Raw genomic sequence first — 19,969 nt, forward strand, 5'->3', positions numbered from 1 at the left:
GAGGAACGTCGTGATCAATCGCCATCCCAGAGTGGTGGATGTCAGCGAGGTCGAGCCCAACACCCGGCGCGGCGGTGATCTGCGCGCCATGCTCACCCCCACCACCGTCGGCTCCACCAGCGGTTTCATGGGCGTGGCCATCGTGGCGCCCGGCGACCGCATCGCCGAGCACTACCACCCTTACTCCGAGGAGTTCATCTACGTCATCTGCGGACAGCTGGAGGTGGACCTCGACGGCGAGGCCCACGAACTCCGGCCCGAGCAGGGGCTGCTGATCCCCGCCCACATGCGCCACCGCTTCCGCAACGTCGGCAACGTGGAGGCCCGGATGGTCTTCCACCTCGGCCCGCTGGCCCCGAGCCCGCCGCTCGGCCACGTCGACACCGAGGACGCGAACGGCGTACCGATCCCGGTGGAGGCGGCGCACGCCGCACGGGCGGCCGAACGCTCCCAGGTCCGCTCATGACCAGGCGCGTGGCGGTCACCGGCATAGGCATCGTCGCCCCCGGCGGCATCGGCGTCCCGGCGTTCTGGGACCTCCTGGCGGGCGGCCGTACGGCGACGCGCGGCATCACCTTCTTCGACCCGTCCGGGCTGCGTTCGCGGATCGCCGCCGAGTGCGACTTCGACCCGGCGGCCCACGGACTGGACGCGGACCGGATCGCCCGCTGCGACCGGTACATCCAGTTCGCCCTGGTCGCCGGCGAGGAGGCCGTACGGGACTCCGGCCTCGACCTCGCCACGGAGAACCCCTGGCGGGTCGGGGTGTCCCTGGGCACCGCGGTCGGCGGCACCACCCGGCTGGAGCACGACTACGTGCTGGTCAGCCACAGCGGCCGGCGCTGGGACGTGGACCACCGGGAGGCCGGTCCGCATCTGCACCGGGCGTTCGCGCCCAGCACCCTCGCCTCCACCGTCGCGGAACGCTTCGAGGCGCGCGGCCCGGTGCAGACCGTCTCCACCGGCTGCACCTCGGGTCTCGACGCCGTCGGGTACGCCTTCCACACCATCGAGGAGGGCCGGGCCGACATCTGCATAGCCGGGGCGTCGGACTCGCCGATCTCCCCGATCACCATGGCCTGCTTCGACGCGATCAAGGCCACGTCCCCCAACAACGACGACCCGGCCCACGCCTCCCGCCCCTTCGACGCCGACCGCAACGGGTTCGTCATGGGCGAGGGCGGAGCCGTACTCGTCCTGGAGGAGCTGGAACACGCCCGGGCCCGGGGCGCGCACGTGTACTGCGAGATCGGGGGCTACGCCACCTTCGGCAACGCCTACCACATGACCGGTCTGACCACGGAGGGCCTGGAGATGGCGCGGGCCATCGAGGACGCCCTCGACCACGCCCGGATCGACCGCACGGCCGTCGACTACGTCAACGCGCACGGCTCGGGCACCAAGCAGAACGACCGGCACGAGACGGCCGCCGTCAAACGCACGCTCGGCGCGCACGCCTACGACACGCCCATGAGCTCCATCAAGTCCATGGTGGGCCACTCGCTGGGCGCGATCGGCGCCATCGAGGTCGTCGCCTGCACGCTGGCCCTGGCCCACCAGGTCGTCCCGCCCACCGCGAACTACGAGACCCCGGACCCCGAGTGCGACCTGGACTACGTCCCGCGCGTCGCCCGCGAGCGGAAGCTGACCCATGTGCTCTCCGTGGGCAGCGGGTTCGGCGGCTTCCAGTCCGCGGTGGTCATGAGTCTGCCGAGGGAGAAGACACGATGAGCAAGCGGCGTCCTCGGCGCGCGGCCGTCACCGGAATCGGCGTGGTCGCGCCCAACGGAACGAGCACCGAGACGTTCTGGAAGTCGACCCGGGAGGGCATCAGCGTCCTGGACCGGGTCACCCGCGAGGGCTGCGGGCACCTGCCGCTCAAGGTGGCCGGCGAGGTCCGGAACTTCGACCCGCCCTCGGCGGTCGAGGAGCGCTATCTCGTCCAGACCGACCGGTTCACGCACTTCGCGATGGCCGCCGCCGACCAGGCGCTCGACGACGCCCGCCTCGACCGGCCCGCGACCGACGCGGCCCCGTTCTCGGTGGGCGTGGTCACCGCGGCCGGCTCCGGCGGCGGCGAGTTCGGGCAGCGGGAGCTGCAACAGCTGTGGTCCAAGGGCAGCCGTTTCGTCGGCCCGTACCAGTCCATCGCCTGGTTCTACGCCGCGAGCACCGGTCAGATCTCCATCCGCCGGGGCTTCAAGGGCCCCTGCGGGGTGATCGCCTCCGACGAGGCCGGCGGCCTCGACGCCGTGGCGCACGCGGCGTGGGCGGTGCGGCGCGGCACCGACGTGATGGTGACCGGCGCGACCGAGGCGCCGCTCGCCCCCTACTCGATGGTCTGCCAGCTCGGCTACCCGGAGCTGAGCACCGTGGCCGACCCGGACCGTGCCTACCGTCCCTTCACCGCGGCGGCCTGCGGGTTCGTACCCGCCGAGGGCGGCGCGATGCTCGTGGTGGAGGCCGAGGAGACCGCCCGGGAACGCGGCGCCCCCGTACGGGCGTACCTGGCGGGCCACGCGGCGACGTTCACCGGCGCCTCCCGCTGGGAGGAGTCCCGGGCGGGCCTCGCCGAGGCGATCCGGGGCGCCCTGGAGGAGGCCGGCTGCGCCCCCGAGGAGGTCGACGTGGTCTTCGCCGACGCCCTCGGCACCCCGGCGGCGGACCGGGCCGAGGCGCTGGCCCTCACGGACGCCCTCGGCGCGCACGGCACCCGGGTCCCCGTCACGGCGCCGAAGACCGCCGTGGGCCGGGGCAACGGCGCGGCGGCCGTGCTGGACGTGGCGGCGGCGGTGCTCGCGATGGAGCACGGCGTCATCCCGCCCACCCCCAACGTCTTCGACGTCTGCCACGACCTCGACCTCGTCACCGTCCGCGCCCGCGCCGCCGAGCCGCGCACGGCGCTGGTCCTCAGCCGGGGACTCATGGGGTCGAACTCGGCGCTGGTGCTGCGGCTCGGCCCCGGCGACACCTCCTGACCACCCCTCCCGACGCCCCACCCGACGCCCCACCCCCGCACCGACGCTCCACCTCTGCACCAAGGAGAAACCGCATGAGTGACCGCATCACCGTGGAAGAACTGTCCGAGCTGATGAAGAAGGCCGCCGGGGTCACCGTCACCCCGGAGGAGCTCCAGCAGCGCTACGAGTCCGGCTTCGACGCCCTCGGCATCGACTCGCTCGGCCTCCTCGGCATCGTGGGCGAGCTGGAGAACCGGTACGGCACGCCGATGCCGCCGGACGCGGAGAAGGCCAAGAGCCCGAGGCAGTTCCTCGAACAGGTCAACAGCGCGCTGATGGCAGGAGCCTGACATGGCCGGACACACGCACAACGAGATCACCATCGCCGCGCCCGTCGACCTGGTCTGGGACATGACCAACGACGTCGCGAACTGGCCCCGGCTGTTCAGCGAGTACGCCAGCGCCGAGATCCTCTCCGAGGAGGGGGACCGGGTGACGTTCCGGCTGACCATGCACCCCGACGAGAACGGCAAGGTCTGGAGCTGGGTCTCGGAGCGGGAGACGGACCGCGAGACGCTCACCGTGGAGGCCCGCCGCGTCGAGACGGGCCCCTTCGCCTACATGAACATCCTGTGGGAGTACGAGAAGGTCCCGGGCGGGACCCGGATGGCGTGGACGCAGGACTTCGCCATGAAACCGGACGCGCCGGTCGACGACGACTGGATGACCGAGAACATCAACCGCAACTCCAAGGTCCAGATGGCCCTGATCCGGGACCGCATCGAGAAGGCCGCCGCCGAACAGGGCGCCGCGCCGGGCCTGACCGACTGAGCGCCGAGCGATCGAGCGCTCTCCGACCGAGCCGGACGGAGAACACCCCATGCACCAGTCCCTGATCGTCGCCCGGATGGCCCCGGGCGCCGCCCCGGACATCGCCAAGATCTTCGAGGAGTCCGACCGGGGGGAGCTGCCGCACCTCATCGGAGTCTCCCGGCGCAGCCTCTTCCAGTTCGACGACGTGTACATGCATCTCGTCGAGTCCGAGCGGGACCCCACGCCCGCCATCACGAAGATGGCCGGACACCCCGAGTTCCGGGCCATCAGCGAACAGCTGTCGGCGTACGTCACCGCGTACGACCCCGCGACCTGGCGTTCGCCGAAGGACGCGATGGCGAAGTGCTTCTACCGCTGGGAGCGGGACAACCGCTCCTGAAACACCGCCAGGCCGCCGGGCACGCGCGTCGCGCGTGCCCGGCGGCCTGTGCCGGTCACCGTGCGTGTCACCCGGGCACGTGGCAGTCGAACGCGTGCAGATAGGCGTTGACCGGCCGTACGTCGTCGATGACCAGCCCCGCGGCCGACAACCGGGAGGTCATGCTCTCGGTGGTGTGCTTGGCCCCGCCGACGTTGAGGAGCAGCAGCAGGTCCATGGCGGTGCTGAACCGCATCGACGGCGAGTCGTCGACGAGGTTCTCGATGACGACGACCCGGGTGCCGGGGCCGCCCGCCCCGATGACGTTGCGCAGCAGCCGGGCGGTGCTGTCGTCGTCCCACTCCAGGATGTTCTTGATGACGTACACGTCGGCCCGGACCGGGACGGCCTCACGGCAGTCGCCGGGGACGACCCGGGTGCGGTCGGCGAGCGCGCCGCCCGGACGCAGCCGGGGGTCGGCGTTCTCCACCACGCGCGGCAGGTCGAGCAGGGTGCCCTGCAGCGCCGGGTGCTTCTCCAGGAGGCTCGCCACCACGTGGCCCTGCCCGCCGCCGATGTCGGCGACGGACGAACTCCCCGACAGGTCGAGGAACTCGGCGACGTCCCGCGCGGACTGCGTGCTGGACGTCGTCATGGCCCGGTTGAAGACGTCCGCCGACTCCGGGGCGTCCTCGTTGAGGTAGACGAAGAACTCCTTGCCGTACAGGTCCTCGACGACGTTGCGGCCGGAGCGCACCGCCTCGTCGAGCTTCGGCCAGGCGTCCCAGGTCCACGGTTCGGTGCACCACAGGGCGATGGCGCGCAGGCTGTGCGGGTCGTCCTCCCGCAGCAGCCGGGACATGTCGGTGTGCGCGAACGTCCCGTCCGGCCGTTCGGTGAAGACGCCGTGGCAGGACAGGGCCCGCAACAGCCGTCGCAGCGACTTCGGTTCGGCCTTGACCGCGGCCGCGAGGTCCTCCGCGGACAGCGGGGTGTCGCCGAGGGCGTCGGCGATCCCCAGCCGGGCCGCCGCGCGCAGGGCGGCGGCGACCGCCGCGCCGAACACGAGCTCCCTGAACCGCATGGGCGGCGGCGGGGCGGCCTGGGTGTCCTGCGCGGACGTGTGGACGGCCTGGGTCCGCGTGGTGCGGGCGGGGGGTGACGGCTCCCCCGGCGGCCTGGTCTGAGCGGTCGTCATGCGACGCCTTCCTTCTTCGAGTTCATGGACGGCCCCGGCCGGTCAGCACAGTCCGGCGGGCTTGGACGCCGCGCAGGTGTTGCCCGAGAAGGTGTTGCCCTTGCCGGCGGTGTCGGTGTTGACGATGTCCGCCGGGGCGTTGTTCTCCAGGACGTTCTCGGTGATCCGGTTCCGCTCGCTGGTGGTGCCCACGAAGCTCTTCCACACGACGATGCCGCCCGACAGCGGGGAGGCGCCGGCGTTCCCGGTGATCCGGTTCCGCGTCACCAGGGTGTCCTCGGCGCCGGTCAGCACGATGCCGGTGCCCTGGAGGGCGTCCAGTCGCGCGGTCTTCGGGCAGGACTTGTTGTTGCGGTCGACGAGGTTGTCGCGCACGGTCAGCGCGCCGGCCCTCGGCATGTTCTCGTCGCCGACGACGAAGACGCCCGCGCAGTTGCCGGTGATGTGGTTGTCCGCGACGGTGAGGTTGCGCAGACGCCGGACGGTGAGGCCGATCCGGTTGCCCTCCAGGCGGTTGTGGGCGACGACGGTGCCGCCGCTGTCCGTGGCTCCCTGCTCGGCCTTGACGGTGTTCGCGAGGAACAGACCGGCGTCGCCGTTGTCCCGGGCGGTGTTCTTGCGGAACACGCCGCGTACCGAGCGCTCCTGGGCGATGCCCCACACGCCGTTCTTCACCGCGGTCACGTGCCGGACGGTCAGCCGGTCGGTGTCCTGCGCGAACACCCCGGACCCGGTGAAGCCGGTCACGGTCAGGTTGGCGACGGTGACGTCCTCGACCTTGTGGTCCTTCGTCCCGATCACACAGATGCCGTTGCCGGCGTCGCCGCACCCGTCGGCGGCCTTCTTCACGGCCGGTTCGACGACGGTGCGGGGGCCCATGCCGCGCAGGGTGATGCCGTGGGTGCTCACCCTGACGCTCTCGCGGTAGGTGCCGGAGGCCACGAGCACGGTGTCCCCGGGCGCCGCCGCGTCCACCGCCTGCTGGATGGACTCCCCCGGGAAGACCACATGGGTCGGATGATGGGCGACGGCCTGCGGGGCGGCCCCGAGCCCCATCCCGATGACCGCCGCCACGCACGCCAGATAGCCAATATGCGATTTCGTCATATTCCACAAGATATGACCAAGCGCCACGCAAACCGGCCCGATGGTCCGTCCGAGGGCGTGTCTCGCCGACGTCCCCCGCTCCGGCCGTCAGCGACCGCCGGCGGCCGTCAGCGACCTTCAGCAACCTTCAGCCGCCGAGGCGCCGTCGGTCCTCCTCGTCCCACGTACGCGTGTCGCGCGGTTCGACGTACGGCTCCTCGTGGGGCGGATGGCCGCCCGCCAGGGCACGCTGACGCGCCAGTTCGGCGTCGAACTCCAGGCCGAGGAGGATCGCCAGATTGGTGATCCACAGCCACACCAGGAAGATGATCACACCCGCGATGGCGCCGTAAGTCCTGTTGTACGAGCCGAAGTTGGCCACGTAGAAGGCGAAGCCGGCCGAGGCGGCCAGCCAGATCAGCAGGGCGAGCAGACTGCCCGGCGTGATCCAGCGGAAACCGCGGACCTTGGCGTTCGGGGTGGCCCAGTAGAGGACCGCGATCATGATCGTGACCAGCACGACCAGCACCGGCCACTTCGCGATCGACCACACGGTGAGCGCCGTGTCACCGACCCCGAGCGTGGTGCCGACCTCCTTGGCCAGGGCGCCGGTGAACACCACGATCAGGGCGCTGATCACGGCCATCACCATCAGCACCACGGTCACACCGACCCGGACCGGCAGCACCTTCCACACCGGACGGCCCTCGGGGACGTCGTACACCGCGTTCGCGCTCCTGATGAACGCCGCGACATAGCCGGAGGCCGACCACACCGCGAGCGCCAGACCCACGATCGCCATGATCGAGCCGAGCCCGGCGTTGCCCTGCATCTGCCGGACGGCGTTGGTCAGGACGTCCCGCGCGGCGCCGGGGGCGAGCTGCTGGATGTTGTCCAGCACCTGCTGCGTCGCCGAGCGCCCGACGATCCCCAGCAGGGAGACGAGCGCCAGCAGCGCCGGGAACAGAGCGAGGATCCCGTAGTAGGTCAACGCCGCCGCCCGGTCGGTCAGCTCGTCCTTCTTGAACTCCTTCAGGGTGCCCTTCAGCACCGCCCACCAGGAGCGTTTGGGCAGGTCGGTGGGGCTGTCCGGGGCCCGCCGCTCCACCTCCTCGTCGGGCCCGGCCGCCGGTGCCCGCGCGGTCTCGCCCGCCGCGTGGCGCCCGGCCTCCTCGCCGCGCCCGCCGCGCCCGTCGTGCTCGCCGGGCTCGACCTGCTCGTCGCGCTCGAACCGGTCGGTGTGCCCGCCGTAGCCGGGGTGCCCACCGTGCCGTCCCTGCCCTCTGTGCCGTCTCAGCGTTCGCATCATGCTGTGCGAGTAGCCGACCCGGCACGGCTTATACGTGCATATTCACGGCAAATCATTCAGCGCGGAGGCGCCGGGCGGTCGTAGACGTTGTCCGGGGTGATCACCTCCGTGACCGCGCGGGCGAGCAGCGAGGACGGCTCCTGGCCCTCGTGGGTCACGTCGGTGTTGAGCAGCAGCACCAGGGTGGCCTTCCGGGCCGGCAGGTAGACGGTCACGCTCTGGTAGCCCGGGATGGAGCCGTTGTGGCCGATCCAGCCGCCGGTCTCGAAGACGCCGAGGCCGTAGCCGGTGCCGGGGAAGCCGGTCGGCAGCGTCGTCAGCCGTTCGCGCTGGGTCTGCGGGCTGAGGAGGGTCCCCGTGGCGACGACCCCGGCCCAGCGGCGCAGGTCGCGCAGGTCCGAGATCACCGCGCCGGCCGCCCAGGCCCAGCTGGGGTTCCAGTCCGTGGCGTCCTCGATCTCGCCGCTGAGCGTCTGGTTCGTGTAGCCGTGCGCGTGCGGCTCGGGGAACTCGCGGCCCTCGGGAAACAGTGTGCGGCGCAGCCCTGCCGGACGCAGCACCCGCTGGTGGAGGTAGTCGGCGAAGCGCTTGCCGCTGACCTGCTCGACCACCAGGCCGAGCAGGACGAAGTTGGTGTTGGAGTACTGGAACTCTTCACCCGGCGCGAAGGTGTTCGGGTGCCGGAAGGCGTACGCGAGCAGCTCACGCGGCGTGAACGAGCGGCTCGGGTCGCTCAACAGGGCCTGTGCGAAGTCCGGGTCGGCGCTGTACGGGAAGAGGCCGCTGCGCATCTGCGCGAGCTGACGCAACGTGATCCGGTGACCGTTCGGCACGCCCCGGACGTAGCGGGAGATCGGGTCGTCCAGGCGGACCCTGCGGTCGTCGACGAGTTGGAGCAGCGCGGTGGCCGTGAACGTCTTCGTCTCGCTGCCGATCCGCAGGAACAGGTCGCTGGTCATGGGTCGGCGGGTGATGGTGTCGGCGACCCCGGTGGACCGGACGTAGCACCCCTGGCCCGGGATCCACAGGCCGACGGTGACGCCGGGGATGCCGGCCTCCCGGCGGACGCCCGCGACGGCTTCGTCCAGACGGGCGGTCAGTTCGGGGCCGAGACCGCCGCGCGGACAGTCATTCTTGTCGTACCGGTCCTTGTCGTATCGGCCTTTGTCGTACCGGCCTTCGTCATACCGGTCGGCCGCCGCGTGCACGGTCGTCGCGGGTGCCATCGCCATCGGAGCCAGTACGGACGCCACCAGCAGCGCGGCGGCGAACGGACGGCGGGAGGGGGTGCGTCGCATGTCGGGCGCCTTCTCCGAAGCAGGGTCTCGAAGGCGCAAGCGTCACCGTCCGAGCTCTGGGCAAAAGCCTCTGCCCCGAACACACTCCGGCGAGTCCACTCGTTCGGAGCCGGCCCTGACTTCACCGTTTCAACGGCCATCCACCGTGGTGCGCTCCTCGCGGAAATCACCGCGGATCGCTATTCTCCCGAATGCCCAAAATCAGGCTCGTCCTCCCGCGTGCCAGCCGGAAAAGCGGATCCCTCATGGAGCAGGATTCAGAATGAGAACCGATTATGATTCGGTAAATCAAAACCCTGACGGGGTTCAGCAGCTCGACACCCAGCCCATCTGGCTCCCCGGTCCGCGGGCCGCTTCCGACGGAGGGGACCCGGACGCCGAGCTGATCCAGATGGCCTATGCGACGCACGGGCTGGCTCCGGACCCGACGCTGTCGGACGTCCGTGACCTCCCGCGCCGCCCCGTCAGCCGACGTCGCCCCCGCCCGGGTGCCCACTTCTTCTCCAGGAACCCGAGGATCGTCCCCGTCGCGTTCTTGATTACGACTATCGCCGTGTGCGCACTGACCATGCTTTATTGGTCCGTATCCTATTCATACATTCAACTGCGCGACATCGCGCTGCTGGTGGTGTCGGAGCATCTCGCGCGCTGGTGGCCCCTGACCGTGTACGGGCCGTGGCTTCTGGCGGGGCTGTCCATTGTCCGGGCGGCGGTGCAACAGCGCACCGCCCGGCGGTCCTGGGCTGTGATGCTGCTCTCGTCCGGCACGGCGGTGGCGTTGTGCATCGGCCAGTCACCGGGTTCCCTGCTGGCCATGGTGATCGTCGGAATTCCACCGATCACCGCGCTGGTCTGTTTCCGTGAACTCGTCGGCCAGTTCTCGTCCGCGCCCGGCCCCCGGCACGCCGCCGACGCCCTCGGCGGCCCCAGGCAGGGCGGGCGGTAGGACGGCCGCACGTCATCCGAGGGTCTGCTCCGTCCAGATCGTCTTGCCCGTCGGGGTGGGGCGGGTGCCCCAGCGCTGGGTGAGCTGGGCGACCAGGAGAAGACCCCGGCCGCCTTCGTCGAAGCTGCGGGCCCGACGCATGTGGGGTGCCGTGCTGCTGGCGTCCGAGACCTCGCAGATCAGGCTCTCGTCGTGGATGAGCCGCAGCCGGACGGGGGGCTCGGCGTGCCGGATGGCGTTGGTGACCAGTTCGCTGACGACCAGCTCGGTGACGAAGGCAGCGTCACCCAGACCCCAGGCGTCCAGTCGGCCGAGCGCGTTCTTGCGGGCCTCGGCGACGGCCGAGGGGTCGGCGGCCACGTCCCAGGTGGCGACCCGGCCGGGGTCGAGCGGGCGGGGGCGGGCGAGGAGCAGGGCCACGTCGTCGGTGGGCCGCTCGGGCAGTACGGAGCCGAGGACCCGGTCGCACAGCGCGTCCAGGGAGGTCGTGGCGGGGGCGGCGAGGGTCTGGCACAGGCGGGTGATGCCGACGTCGATGTCGACGCCTGCGCCGTCGTCCTCACCGCTGCGGGACCCGATCAGGCCGTCGGTGTAAAGGGCCAGCAGGCCGCCCTCGGGCAGCTCGGTCTCCAGCGACTCGAAGGGCAGACCGCCCAGGCCCAGCGGGGGCCCCGCCGGAAGGTCGAGCAGGGTGGCGGTGCCGTCCGGACCCACCACGACCGGCGGCGGATGCCCGGCCCTCGCCATGGTGCACCGCCGCGACACGGGGTCGTACACGACGTACAGACACGTCGCTCCGACGACTCCGGTGGTCACGCCGGTCGTGCCGCCCCCGGTGCCGCCGCCCCGCCCGCGGTCGGCCGTCCCGGCGGATTCCTCCGCGGCCTCCGCTTCGGCTGCCAGGCGGGCCACCAGGTCGTCGAGGTGGGTGAGGAGTTCGTCGGGAGGCAGGTCGATGTCGGCGAGGGTGCGGACGGCGGTGCGCAGCCGGCCCATGGTCGCGGAGGCATGGATGCCGTGGCCGACGACGTCGCCGACGACCAGCGCCACCCTGGCCCCGGAGAGCGGGATCACGTCGAACCAGTCGCCGCCCACCCCGGCGCGGGCGTCGGCAGGGAGGTAGCGGGAGGCGATCTCGACCCCGGTCTGCTCGGGCAGGCTCTGCGGCAGCAGGCTGCGCTGGAGGGTGACGGCGGTGCCGCGTTCGCGCGTGTAGCGCAGCGCGTTGTCGATGCTGACCGCCGCCCGGGCCGCCAGCTCCTCGGCGAGGACGAGGTCGTCCTGCTCGAAGGGGTCGGGGTGCCGGTGGCGGGCGAAGACGGCGACGCCCAGGGTGGTGCCGCGTGCGGACAGCGGCACGGTCATCGCCGAGTGGAACCCGAAATCCCGGATGCGGGAGGCCCTCAGCGGGTCCTCCGCCACCCAGTCGGCGATCTCGGGCTCGGTCACCTGGTGCAGCACGGCGCGCCCCGCCCGCAGGCTCCGCACCGGCGGCGACACGTCCGGGTACTCGTCGACCTCGCCGGGCGCGACGACCGCCTCGGGCGTCCCCGGGTGGACGGACCGGTGGGCGATCCGCCGCAGGGCGAGGGCGCGGCCCGCGGCGGGCAGCCGCGGGGCCGGGCCGTACTCCCCCGCCGCCCCGGAGAAGGGGGTGGTGCCGTCGTCGAGGGAGGCCAGCAGGTCGACGCTGATGAAGTCGGCGAGGTCCGGGACCGCGATGTCCGCCAGTTCCTGGGCCGTCCGCGTCACGTCGAGGGTGCTGCCGATGCGCCGGCCGGCCTCGGCGATCAGCTGGAGGCGTTTGCGGGCCCAGTACTGCTCGGTCATGTCGTGTCCGGTGGAGGCCACGCCCAGGACGCGGCCGTTCTCGTCCTGCAGCCGGTAGAGGTCGACCGACCAGGCGTGCTCGCGGTTCTCCCCGGGGGCCCGCGCGTGGTTCTCCATGTACTGCGGTTCGCCGGTCTCCAGGGCCAGCCGCATCAGCCGCTCGACCTCCCCGGCGGCGGGATCGTCCAAGGCCTCCGCCAGGCGCAGCCCGCGCAGGTCGTCGTCGCTCAGGCCCAGCGCTCCGCGCGAGCCCCGGTTGGACGCGCGGAACCGCAGGTCCGTGTCGTGCACCGAGGTCGCGCAGCACGGGGAGTCGAGGAAGCCGCGCAGCGCGAGCGCGTCGTCGCCGGGACGGGGCCGCTCGTCCGACAGGGCGGAGACCAGGAACCAGTCGCGGACCCCGCCGTACGACGTGCGGTGGTGCGCCAGGACCTTGACCTCCAGCCGGCGGCCGTCGCGGTGCCCGAGGACCAGGGTGCCGTGCCATCGCGGCAGGTCGGAGAAGTGCGGGAGCTCGTCCGCCGGAGGCTCCTCGGCGAGCAGGAGGGCCGCGGGCAGGCCCAGGATCTGCGTCGGGGTGTACCCGAGGAGGCGCTCGGCGCCGGCGCTCCAGCCGGTGACGATGCCTTCTTCGTCGACGGTGACCCGCGCGGAGAGCGCCTCACGCGCGGTGTCCGGGCCGGGGCCCGCTCCCGATTCGTCGACGACACGCCGCTCCATGTCCGCTCATCTCACTCTCACCGAGACCCGCACCCAGCGAGGCCGTTCCCCACCGGGGCCCGCCCTCTCTCCTTTGATATGTCCCACTACATCCTTTTCACACTATTCCTTGGCCGCCGGGTGGACATCAGCTCCCCGCACCTCCACGGACACCGCTTTCGCGTGCCCGCCCGCCGGGTGCGCACGGAACGTCGTACGTACCCGAACAATCTGTGGCCCTACACGTGTCACTCCCTTGCCAGTCAGGCGCGTTGAGGCAAACATGGGGCAGCTCGTTTGAGCCAAAACAAACTTCTTCCCCTCCGCCCGACAGGTGAGGCATGTCTACAAGTGCGTCCAGAATGCGGCACGCGGCCGGCGACGGTTACGCGTCCACCGGCTCCCTCAAACAGAACGCGCTCGGCGTCCTGGGCATCCTTTTCTTCGTGCTCTCCGCACAGGCGCCGCTGACCGGTGTCGCCGGAGCGGCGCCGGTGGCGATAGCCATCGGCAACGGCCCGGGCGTCCCCGCGATGTACCTCGTGGCCGGGGTGGTCGTCCTGCTCTTCTCCGTCGGCTACGTCGCGATGGGCCGCCACGTCGTCGACGCGGGCGCCTTCTACTCGTACGTCGGCAAGGGCCTCGGCGGGACGGCCGCCGCCGGCAGCGCGGGCGTGGCGCTGCTCGCGTACCACGCCATCCAGGCGGCGGTGTACGGACTGTTCGGGGCCGTGATGAACGGGCTGGCCCTGCAGTACCTGGAGACGGACGTGCCCTGGTGGCTGTTCGCGCTCGGCACGATGGTGGTCGTGCAGGTGCTCGGCGCCACCGGTGTCGACGTGGGCGCCAAGGTGCTCGCCGTGTTCGTGCTCGCCGAGATCAGTCTGCTGCTGGTCTTCGGCGTGGTGATGCTCCTCAAGGGCGGCGGCCCCGAGGGACTGGCACCCGGCTCCTCCTTCTCCCTGTCGGCGGCGCTCGACGGCGCCCCCGGGGTGGCGCTGATGTTCGCCGTGGCGTCGATGTTCGGTTTCGAGGCGACCGCGATCTACGGCGAGGAGGCACGCGAGCCACACCGCACGGTCCCCCGGGCCACCTACCTCGCGGTCGTCCTCGTCACCGTGTTCTTCGCCTTCACGTCCTGGATGCTGATCTCGGCGCACGGAGCCTCCTCCAGCGCGGCCGCCGCGGGCAAGGCGCTGGAGGCCGGGGACGGGGCCGGTTTCGTCGCCGCGCCGGTCTCCGCCGAACTCGGCGCGTGGGCGGGCGACGCGCTGCCGATCCTGCTGGCCACCTCGCTCTTCGCCAGCATCCTGGCGTTCCACAACTCCGCCAACCGCTACCTCTTCTCCCTCGGCCGGGAGGGCCTGCTGCCGCGCGGGCTGAGCACACTCAACGGCCGCCAGTCGCCGTGGCTCGCGGGTGTCGTGCAGACCGGCGTCGCCGCCCTGCTCGTCTTCCCCTTCGCCCTGGCGGGCAAGGACCCCGTCCTCACCCTCTTCTCCTGGCTCAGCGGTCTCGCCGTCCTGGCGATCATGCTCCTGTACCTGTTGACCTCCGTGTCGGTCATCGTCTACTTCCGCCACGAGCGGTCCGGCGACACCCGGCTCTGGAACACACTGATCGCCCCCGCCCTGGGCGCCGGCGGCATCGCCGGCGCGATCTGGCTGATCATCGCCAACTTCACCACCCTCATCGGCGGCGACACCACCACGGCGGTGTGGCTGGCCCTGGCGGTGCCGGGGGCGCTGCTGGCGGGCATGGCGATGCCGTTGCTGGCGGGGGCACCGGGCAGGAGGTAGAAGGTAGGGGCCTAAGGGTTGAGGGGGTGCGGGTGCGGGTGCGTCGGCGGGTGCGGCCCGGTGGGGGCTGGTCGCGCAGTTCCCCGCGCCCCTGAAAACCCAGGCCCTGCGGGCCTGGAAGACCATGGCCCCGCGAGAAGCCCCACCGGGCCGCACCCGCCGACGCACCCGCACAGCCCCACACGGCTATGCGCCCCGTCAACCCGCCGCGCGCACCTGCCAGGCCCCGAACGTCGCCACCGGGTCCCCGCTCTCCAGGGCCCACGGGTACGCCGTGACCAGCCCTCCGATCGCCCGGAACACCTCCCCCGCCTCCCCGGCCCGCTTCGCCTGCACCAACGCGTACGCCAGCAGGTTGAGATCGGCGACGGCCGCCGCGTGGGTCAGATACCCGGCGCGCGGCCAGTCGGCCGTGGCCCGGTCCAGGGCCGCCACCGCGTTCGGGCGGCTCCACAGGTGGACGGCGGTGAGGGCCTCCAGACCGCCCTGGTCGAGGGTGCCCTGGTAGAGGTCGATGAGGGCGGCGATCTCCAGACCCGCCGTCGGGGCCGTGGGCGCCGTCCCCGTGCGCACCTGGTCGAGGAAGTCGACGGTCTGCGCGTGCGAGCCGCACTCCCACGGCGAGAGGTAGCCGAGCATCTGGAAGTGCGCCTCGCGATGCCAGGGATCACGCCGGACGATCTCGCCCCAGAGCGGGAAGACCTCCTGACTCGGCCGGCGCCACAGCCGCAGCAGACCGAGACGCACCACCCAGGGAGTGGGGTCCTCCGGCCGCAGCGCGGCGGCGTGCTCGCAGGCGTCGAGCGCCTCCCGGGTCTCCGCCGGCACCGGTTGCTCCTCGTACCGCGCCCGCAGCAGGACACCCCACGCGAACATCAACTGGGCGTCCGGGTCCTGTGCCTGCTCCTCCGCCCAGGAACGCTGCAGGGCCGGGGAGGTCGACTCCGCGAGAACGCTCAGCCGGTGGGCCCTGCGGTCCCAGTCACGGCCGGTGTCGCGCAACAGCTGCTCGATCATGGCCACCGCGAGACTGCGACCGCCCGAACTCCCCCTCTCGACCAGACGCTTGCGTACCTTCCCGAGGTCCGCGTCGTCGAGTTCGGGGGCGAGTCTGGTCGTGCCGCGCCGGCGACCGAGGAGAGCCATGGCCGGAGAGTAACGAATTTTGGTCGCACAGTGATGATTCGAGATGGACGTATGTCGATCCGATATCCACACCGTCAGACAAGGGCAGGCAGTCTAGCCCCAACTCGCCTATCTCCATGGGCACTTCACCTTTTGCACACGATCTTCTCTCCCTATCATCGGAAGATGACGGAACCGACACAGTCCGGCCCGTACGCGGGTCAGCCCGCCCCTCCGCCCCAGCCGTCGGCTCCCGCGCCCGGCTGGGCACCGCCCCCGCAGCAAGGGGGCCCCTATCCGTACGCGACCACGCCGCCCGTCGGCCACGGCAGACCCGCCACCCCGCCGGGGAACCCGGCGGCGGTCTCCGACCGGGTGTCGGGCGCGCTGCTGATACTCGGCGCCGCCCTCACCATCGGCGCCTCGTTCACCACGCTGGACACCTCGGTCCAGTACCTCGACAAGGAGCACGAGGAACCGGCTTTCCAGGTCGTCGCGAAGGCGTGGTCCTACACCAGTGGCGGGACGGGCGAGGAGATGGAGTCGGTCACCCGGTTCACCGGGGTGCCGCTGCTCATCGGTGCCCTGGTCGCCGTCGCCGCCGCCGTGCTCCTCCTGACCGGCCGCGCCCGCCGGCTCAGGCCGGGCCCCGCACTGGGCGTCGGCGGCGCGGTGCTGCTCCTCGGCGCGACGCTGTCGGCGCTGACCGAGGTGGTCAACGACGGGCAGTGGGACGGGGACGACCGGGCCACCACCCTCGGCGTCGGCGCCTATCTGCTGGCGCTGGCCTTCCTGTCGGCGCTCGGCGCGACCGTGACGACCGTCCTCGCCACCGGCCGCCCCACCGCCACCGCCCTCCCCGGACCCGCCCCGACGGCGTACCCGGTCCCGACGGCATACCCGGCCCCGGCGGCATACCCGGCCCCGGCGGCGTTCCCGGCCCCCCAGCCGCCGCAGGCTCCACAAGCTCCACAGCCGCAGCAGCCGGCGCCGCCGCAAGCCCCGCAGCCGCCGCAGGCCGCACAGCCCTGGCCGGCCGCGCCCGTCGCACAGCCCACTCCAACGGACCAATCCTCCCCGCCCACGGCTCCGCCGACGCCCTCTCAGGGCTGACTCCTCCCGGGAGCCGGCTGCCCTCGGCGGGGGGTGTTCCTCGAATTGGGTCGCGTGTCACACAGCGGACGCCCCTCGCCTGTGCTATCTTGACCTGAAGTGGCAGTTTTGGTTACCAGAGGCTTCTGAGTGCTCTTCGACCTTCCGTCGACGAGCACTCTTTGTTGTTTCCGGGGCTTTCCGGGACTTTCTTCATCTTCCCGTCGGGTCTAACCGTTGCTGCGACACCGGGTCCGCAAAGTGTGGGCTCCGGGCACTGCATCAAGGGAGTTTCAGCATGGCATCCGGCACCGTGAAGTGGTTCAACTCGGAAAAGGGCTTCGGCTTCATCGAGCAGGAGGGTGGCGGCCCCGACGTCTTCGCCCACTACTCGAACATCGCCACGTCCGGCTTCCGTGAGCTTCAGGAAGGCCAGAAGGTGACCTTCGACGTCACGCAGGGCCAGAAGGGCCCCCAGGCCGAGAACATCGTTCCCGCCTGACTCTGACGCGTACGCATGAGCCGGGGCCCGCGCCCGAAAGGTGCGGGCCCCGGCTCGTGTGCGACAAGCGCCGCCGCATCGAGGAAGGTCCCCATGAACCGCACGGCTCGTACGAACAGCACCAGCTCCTCCCGGTCCCGCACGGAGGGCTCCGCCCGCACCGGCGCGACCCGGGGCAACCGCGCACGCTCGCAGGGCGCGGGGGCGGGCGAGCAAGGGGCTCCTTCCCGTGCGGCCGGAGCCGGATCGGCGACGGGCGGCACCGCCCAGGGCCGTTCGGCCGGGGGCGGCACCGGTGGTGCGGCCGCCAAGGGCGGGTCGGGCAGGAGCGGCGCGGGCAGGAACGCCGCCGGGCGCGGGGACGCCACCAAGAACACCACGGGCCGCGGGGACGCGAAGAACACCGCCGGGCGTGGAAACACCGCCAAGGGCACCCAGGCCAAGGGCGCAGCGGGCAAGAACGGCTCCGGCAGGTCCGGTGCGGCCAAGGCCGGCCGCGGCCGTCGGGGCGGTGGCGCGCGGACCGTCGCGGTCGCCGCCGGTGGGGAGTTCGCGCTGCCGGTCACGGTCACGCCCGCGTTGCCCGCGGTGGAGACCTTCGGCGAACTCGATCTGCCCGCAAAGCTGTTGGAGACGCTGGGCACCGAAGGGATGACCGATCCCTTCCCGATCCAGGCCGCGACGCTGCCGAACTCCCTGGCCGGCCGTGACGTCCTCGGCCGCGGCCGCACCGGCTCCGGCAAGACGCTCGCCTTCGGCCTCGCCCTGCTGGCCCGTACGGCCGGACAGCGCGCCGAGCCCCGGCAGCCGCTGGCCCTCGTCCTCGTCCCCACCCGCGAACTGGCCCAGCAGGTCACCGACGCCCTCACCCCGTACGCCCGCGCGCTGCGGCTGCGGCTGGCCACCGTGGTCGGCGGCATGTCCCTCGGACGGCAGGCGAGCGTGCTGCGCGGCGGCGCCGAGGTGGTCGTCGCGACCCCCGGCCGGCTCAAGGACCTCATAGACCGCGGCGACTGCCGCCTCGACCAGGTCGCGATCACCGTCCTGGACGAGGCCGACCAGATGGCCGACATGGGCTTCATGCCGCAGGTCACCGCGCTGCTCGACCAGGTGCGCCCCGACGGCCAGCGGCTGCTGTTCTCCGCCACCCTGGACCGCAACGTCGACCGGCTGGTCCGCGACTACCTGCACGACCCCGTCGTCCACTCCGTCGACCCCTCCGCGGGCGCGGTCACCACGATGGACCACCACGTGCTGCACATCGAGGACGACGACAAGCACGCCACCACGACCGAGATCGCCGCCCGCGACGGGCGCGTGATCATGTTCCTGGACAGCAAGCACGCGACGGACCGGCTGGTCAAGAAGCTGCTGGCGGTGGGCGTGCGGGCCGCCGCCCTGCACGGCGGCAAGTCGCAGTCGCAGCGCAACCGGGCCCTGAGCCAGTTCAAGGACGGGGACGTGACGGCCCTGGTCGCCACGAACGTCGCGGCACGCGGCATCCACGTCGACGACCTCGACCTCGTCGTCAACGTCGACCCGCCGGGCGACCACAAGGACTACCTGCACCGGGGCGGCCGTACGGCCCGTGCGGGCGAGTCCGGCACGGTCGTCACCCTGGTGCTGCCGCACCAGCGCCGTGACGTGACCCGGCTGATGGCGGTCGCCGGGATCACCCCGACCACCACGCGGGTCCGCTCGGGCGATGCGGACCTGAACCGCATCACCGGCGCGCAGGCGCCCTCCGGCGTCCCGGTCGTCCTCGCCCCGCCGGTCACCCAGCAACCGGCCGCCCGCCCCACCTCGGCGTCGCGCGGCCGTCGCAGCCGCCCGTCGCAGGGACGCCGCCGCGCCCCGGCGAAGGGCAACGGCCGCTGAGCCGGTCGGCACGGGCTCAGGCCAGGGACTCGAAGTACGCCTTCTGCGCGGGGTAGTAGTCGTCGAAGTCGGGCCGCGGGCCGCCCGTGCGCGCGGCGGTGAGCAGGTCCAGGTAGTACTCCCAGCCCGGTCCCGTCTCGCCGAGGTGCTCGGCGGAGGCGAGGTGATGGACCAGCCGGAGTTCGGTGGTGCCGTCGACCTCGGAGAGCAGCAGCTCCAGCGACCAGGATCCGGCCTCGTCCTCCATCGAGACGGCGAGCCGGCGCGGCGGTTCACAGGCCTCGATCCGCACGGGGCACCAGGGCGCCGACTCCTCGAACACCAACCGCACCTCGACCGTGCGGCCGGGCCCCGCCTCACCGCGCCACGGGCCGAACCAGCGGGCGGTGCGCTCCGGTTCGGTGACACTCGCCCAGACGTCGTCGGCGGAGGCGCGGTAGACGCGGGTGAGGATCAGGTCGTGCCCCGTCGGCGTGGGGACGAGCCGTCCGGTGGGCTCATGGGTCATGCCGTGTCCTCCTCGAAGTGGCGGGCGGTGTGGGGATCGTGCGCGGGGTCGGCCCGGACGCGGTCCCGTCGGGCGCGGTGGACCTCGGTCTCCAGCGCCGCCAGACGCCGTGACCAGTCGGGACGCGCGGTGTCGAACCGGGCGAGCCAGGCGGCGAGGTCACCCAGCCGGGAGCGGATCAGCGAGTAGCGCCGATGGCGTCCGAGCTGCTCGTCCCGGACCAGACCGCTCTCCCGCAGGACCCGCAGATGGCGGCTGATCGCGGGCCGGCTGATGGCGAACCGGGCGGCGATGTCGCCCGCCGTCAGCGGCGTGCGGTGCAACATCATCAGGATCTCGCGGCGGACCGGATCGGCGATCGCGTCGGCCACCTGGCTCAGTCCGTCCGGCTCACTCAGCCCGTCCCGCTCGTTCGGTTCACCCGGCTCGTCCACCCCAGAAGCGTAACCCACAGGTTACACGTTGCGCCCGTTCCCACGAGGAACTCCCAGGGGGGTGACGGGCGTTCACAGGGAGACGTGCGGAACGCACGCGGACGACCGGAACG

At 72.0% G+C, this 19,969-nt stretch carries 19 protein-coding genes; 11 read left to right on the forward strand and 8 right to left on the reverse strand.

What is annotated here, in order from left to right; translation table 11 throughout:
- The first annotated feature begins 10 nt into the window (after positions 1-10).
- The 6 genes from K1J60_RS20765 (at position 11) to K1J60_RS20790 (ending at position 4,173) form a co-directional block, all read left to right on the forward strand.
- Positions 11-466, forward strand: coding sequence for a cupin domain-containing protein (locus K1J60_RS20765; RefSeq protein ID WP_220647519.1), 456 nt, complete (start codon positions 11-13; stop codon positions 464-466).
- On the forward strand, positions 463-1,731 hold the full coding sequence (locus K1J60_RS20770) for a beta-ketoacyl-[acyl-carrier-protein] synthase family protein (RefSeq protein ID WP_220647520.1): 1,269 nt from the start codon (positions 463-465) through the stop codon (positions 1,729-1,731). Before K1J60_RS20765 ends, K1J60_RS20770 begins: the two co-directional genes overlap by 4 nt.
- On the forward strand, positions 1,728-2,978 hold the full coding sequence (locus tag K1J60_RS20775) for a beta-ketoacyl synthase N-terminal-like domain-containing protein (RefSeq protein ID WP_220647521.1): 1,251 nt from the start codon (positions 1,728-1,730) through the stop codon (positions 2,976-2,978). The genes K1J60_RS20770 and K1J60_RS20775 overlap by 4 nt, the downstream gene beginning before the upstream one ends.
- Before the next feature lie 74 nt (positions 2,979-3,052).
- Entirely contained in the window at positions 3,053-3,310 is a 258-nt protein-coding gene (locus K1J60_RS20780) for an acyl carrier protein (protein ID WP_220647522.1), read from the forward strand.
- Between the two features lies 1 nt (position 3,311).
- On the forward strand, positions 3,312-3,791 hold the full coding sequence (locus K1J60_RS20785) for an SRPBCC family protein (RefSeq protein WP_033530436.1): 480 nt from the start codon (positions 3,312-3,314) through the stop codon (positions 3,789-3,791).
- Between the two features lie 49 nt (positions 3,792-3,840).
- Positions 3,841-4,173, forward strand: coding sequence for a TcmI family type II polyketide cyclase (locus K1J60_RS20790; RefSeq protein ID WP_220647523.1), 333 nt, complete (start codon positions 3,841-3,843; stop codon positions 4,171-4,173).
- A gap of 67 nt (positions 4,174-4,240) precedes the next feature.
- Here the strand turns inward: K1J60_RS20790 and K1J60_RS20795 are convergent, their stop codons facing one another.
- The 4 genes from K1J60_RS20795 to K1J60_RS20810 form a co-directional block, all read right to left on the reverse strand.
- The gene (locus K1J60_RS20795) at positions 4,241-5,350 is read right to left on the reverse strand and encodes a methyltransferase (protein WP_398683262.1); all 1,110 of its coding nucleotides are present in this window, start codon (positions 5,348-5,350) and stop codon (positions 4,241-4,243) included.
- A 42-nt stretch (positions 5,351-5,392) separates the two neighbouring features.
- Entirely contained in the window at positions 5,393-6,457 is a 1,065-nt protein-coding gene (locus tag K1J60_RS20800) for a right-handed parallel beta-helix repeat-containing protein (RefSeq protein WP_220647524.1), read from the reverse strand.
- 127 nt (positions 6,458-6,584) lie between these two features.
- Positions 6,585-7,745 carry a YihY/virulence factor BrkB family protein gene (locus tag K1J60_RS20805; protein WP_220647525.1) on the reverse strand — a complete coding sequence of 387 codons (1,161 nt, stop codon included), beginning with the start codon at positions 7,743-7,745 and terminating at the stop codon, positions 6,585-6,587.
- A gap of 56 nt (positions 7,746-7,801) precedes the next feature.
- Positions 7,802-9,043, reverse strand: coding sequence for a serine hydrolase domain-containing protein (locus tag K1J60_RS20810; protein ID WP_220647526.1), 1,242 nt, complete (start codon positions 9,041-9,043; stop codon positions 7,802-7,804).
- A 391-nt stretch (positions 9,044-9,434) separates the two neighbouring features.
- Here K1J60_RS20810 and K1J60_RS45980 point away from each other — a divergent pair, with 391 nt between their 5' ends.
- Positions 9,435-9,989 carry a DUF2637 domain-containing protein gene (locus K1J60_RS45980; protein ID WP_398683263.1) on the forward strand — a complete coding sequence of 185 codons (555 nt, stop codon included), beginning with the start codon at positions 9,435-9,437 and terminating at the stop codon, positions 9,987-9,989.
- Between the two features lie 12 nt (positions 9,990-10,001).
- Here K1J60_RS45980 and K1J60_RS20820 read toward each other — a convergent pair whose 3' ends face one another.
- On the reverse strand, positions 10,002-12,539 hold the full coding sequence (locus tag K1J60_RS20820) for a SpoIIE family protein phosphatase (RefSeq protein ID WP_220647528.1): 2,538 nt from the start codon (positions 12,537-12,539) through the stop codon (positions 10,002-10,004).
- A gap of 341 nt (positions 12,540-12,880) precedes the next feature.
- On the opposite strand from K1J60_RS20820, the gene K1J60_RS20825 reads away from it, so the two are divergent.
- Positions 12,881-14,317: an APC family permease gene (locus tag K1J60_RS20825; RefSeq protein ID WP_220651588.1), complete on the forward strand. Its 1,437-nt coding sequence runs from the start codon at positions 12,881-12,883 to the stop codon at positions 14,315-14,317.
- A 198-nt stretch (positions 14,318-14,515) separates the two neighbouring features.
- Here the strand turns inward: K1J60_RS20825 and K1J60_RS20830 are convergent, their stop codons facing one another.
- A complete protein-coding gene (locus K1J60_RS20830) occupies positions 14,516-15,463 on the reverse strand; it encodes a hypothetical protein (protein ID WP_220647529.1) in 948 nt (315 codons plus the stop codon).
- 165 nt (positions 15,464-15,628) lie between these two features.
- On the opposite strand from K1J60_RS20830, the gene K1J60_RS20835 reads away from it, so the two are divergent.
- The 3 genes from K1J60_RS20835 (at position 15,629) to K1J60_RS20845 (ending at position 18,914) form a co-directional block, all read left to right on the forward strand.
- Positions 15,629-16,555, forward strand: coding sequence for a hypothetical protein (locus tag K1J60_RS20835; protein ID WP_220647530.1), 927 nt, complete (start codon positions 15,629-15,631; stop codon positions 16,553-16,555).
- Positions 16,556-16,832: 277 nt separating this feature from the next.
- Complete coding sequence (locus K1J60_RS20840) at positions 16,833-17,036, forward strand: cold-shock protein (RefSeq protein WP_005483357.1); 204 nt, start codon at positions 16,833-16,835, stop codon at positions 17,034-17,036.
- Between the two features lie 93 nt (positions 17,037-17,129).
- Entirely contained in the window at positions 17,130-18,914 is a 1,785-nt protein-coding gene (locus K1J60_RS20845; protein WP_220647531.1) for a DEAD/DEAH box helicase, read from the forward strand.
- 16 nt (positions 18,915-18,930) lie between these two features.
- Here K1J60_RS20845 and K1J60_RS20850 read toward each other — a convergent pair whose 3' ends face one another.
- Both K1J60_RS20850 and K1J60_RS20855 read right to left on the reverse strand, forming a co-directional pair.
- Positions 18,931-19,422, reverse strand: a complete 492-nt coding sequence (locus K1J60_RS20850) for an SRPBCC family protein (RefSeq protein ID WP_220647532.1) — start codon at positions 19,420-19,422, stop codon at positions 18,931-18,933.
- Positions 19,419-19,856, reverse strand: a complete 438-nt coding sequence (locus K1J60_RS20855) for a metalloregulator ArsR/SmtB family transcription factor (RefSeq protein WP_259407828.1) — start codon at positions 19,854-19,856, stop codon at positions 19,419-19,421. The genes K1J60_RS20850 and K1J60_RS20855 overlap by 4 nt, the downstream gene beginning before the upstream one ends.
- Positions 19,857-19,969 lie beyond the last annotated feature (113 nt).

Origin of the sequence: Streptomyces akebiae, from assembly GCF_019599145.1 — a bacterium.
In the GTDB taxonomy this organism is placed as follows: domain Bacteria; phylum Actinomycetota; class Actinomycetes; order Streptomycetales; family Streptomycetaceae; genus Streptomyces; species Streptomyces akebiae.

What these genes read in the sequence shown, in the direction of transcription:
- K1J60_RS20805 (WP_220647525.1), bottom strand. Translation starts at nt 7,745, where the DNA reads ATGATGCGAACGCTGAGACGGCACAGAGGGCAGGGACGGCACGGTGGG.
- K1J60_RS20820 (WP_220647528.1), bottom strand. Translation starts at nt 12,539, where the DNA reads ATGGAGCGGCGTGTCGTCGACGAATCGGGAGCGGGCCCCGGCCCGGAC.
- K1J60_RS45980 (WP_398683263.1), top strand. Translation starts at nt 9,435, where the DNA reads ATGGCCTATGCGACGCACGGGCTGGCTCCGGACCCGACGCTGTCGGAC.
- K1J60_RS20795 (WP_398683262.1), bottom strand. Translation starts at nt 5,350, where the DNA reads ATGACGACCGCTCAGACCAGGCCGCCGGGGGAGCCGTCACCCCCCGCC.
- K1J60_RS20830 (WP_220647529.1), bottom strand. Translation starts at nt 15,463, where the DNA reads ATGGCTCTCCTCGGTCGCCGGCGCGGCACGACCAGACTCGCCCCCGAA.
- K1J60_RS20785 (WP_033530436.1), top strand. Translation starts at nt 3,312, where the DNA reads ATGGCCGGACACACGCACAACGAGATCACCATCGCCGCGCCCGTCGAC.
- K1J60_RS20840 (WP_005483357.1), top strand. Translation starts at nt 16,833, where the DNA reads ATGGCATCCGGCACCGTGAAGTGGTTCAACTCGGAAAAGGGCTTCGGC.
- K1J60_RS20825 (WP_220651588.1), top strand. Translation starts at nt 12,881, where the DNA reads ATGCGGCACGCGGCCGGCGACGGTTACGCGTCCACCGGCTCCCTCAAA.
- K1J60_RS20835 (WP_220647530.1), top strand. Translation starts at nt 15,629, where the DNA reads ATGACGGAACCGACACAGTCCGGCCCGTACGCGGGTCAGCCCGCCCCT.
- K1J60_RS20790 (WP_220647523.1), top strand. Translation starts at nt 3,841, where the DNA reads ATGCACCAGTCCCTGATCGTCGCCCGGATGGCCCCGGGCGCCGCCCCG.
- K1J60_RS20850 (WP_220647532.1), bottom strand. Translation starts at nt 19,422, where the DNA reads ATGACCCATGAGCCCACCGGACGGCTCGTCCCCACGCCGACGGGGCAC.
- K1J60_RS20775 (WP_220647521.1), top strand. Translation starts at nt 1,728, where the DNA reads ATGAGCAAGCGGCGTCCTCGGCGCGCGGCCGTCACCGGAATCGGCGTG.
- K1J60_RS20780 (WP_220647522.1), top strand. Translation starts at nt 3,053, where the DNA reads ATGAGTGACCGCATCACCGTGGAAGAACTGTCCGAGCTGATGAAGAAG.
- K1J60_RS20845 (WP_220647531.1), top strand. Translation starts at nt 17,130, where the DNA reads ATGAACCGCACGGCTCGTACGAACAGCACCAGCTCCTCCCGGTCCCGC.
- K1J60_RS20770 (WP_220647520.1), top strand. Translation starts at nt 463, where the DNA reads ATGACCAGGCGCGTGGCGGTCACCGGCATAGGCATCGTCGCCCCCGGC.
- K1J60_RS20800 (WP_220647524.1), bottom strand. Translation starts at nt 6,457, where the DNA reads ATGACGAAATCGCATATTGGCTATCTGGCGTGCGTGGCGGCGGTCATC.
- K1J60_RS20810 (WP_220647526.1), bottom strand. Translation starts at nt 9,043, where the DNA reads ATGCGACGCACCCCCTCCCGCCGTCCGTTCGCCGCCGCGCTGCTGGTG.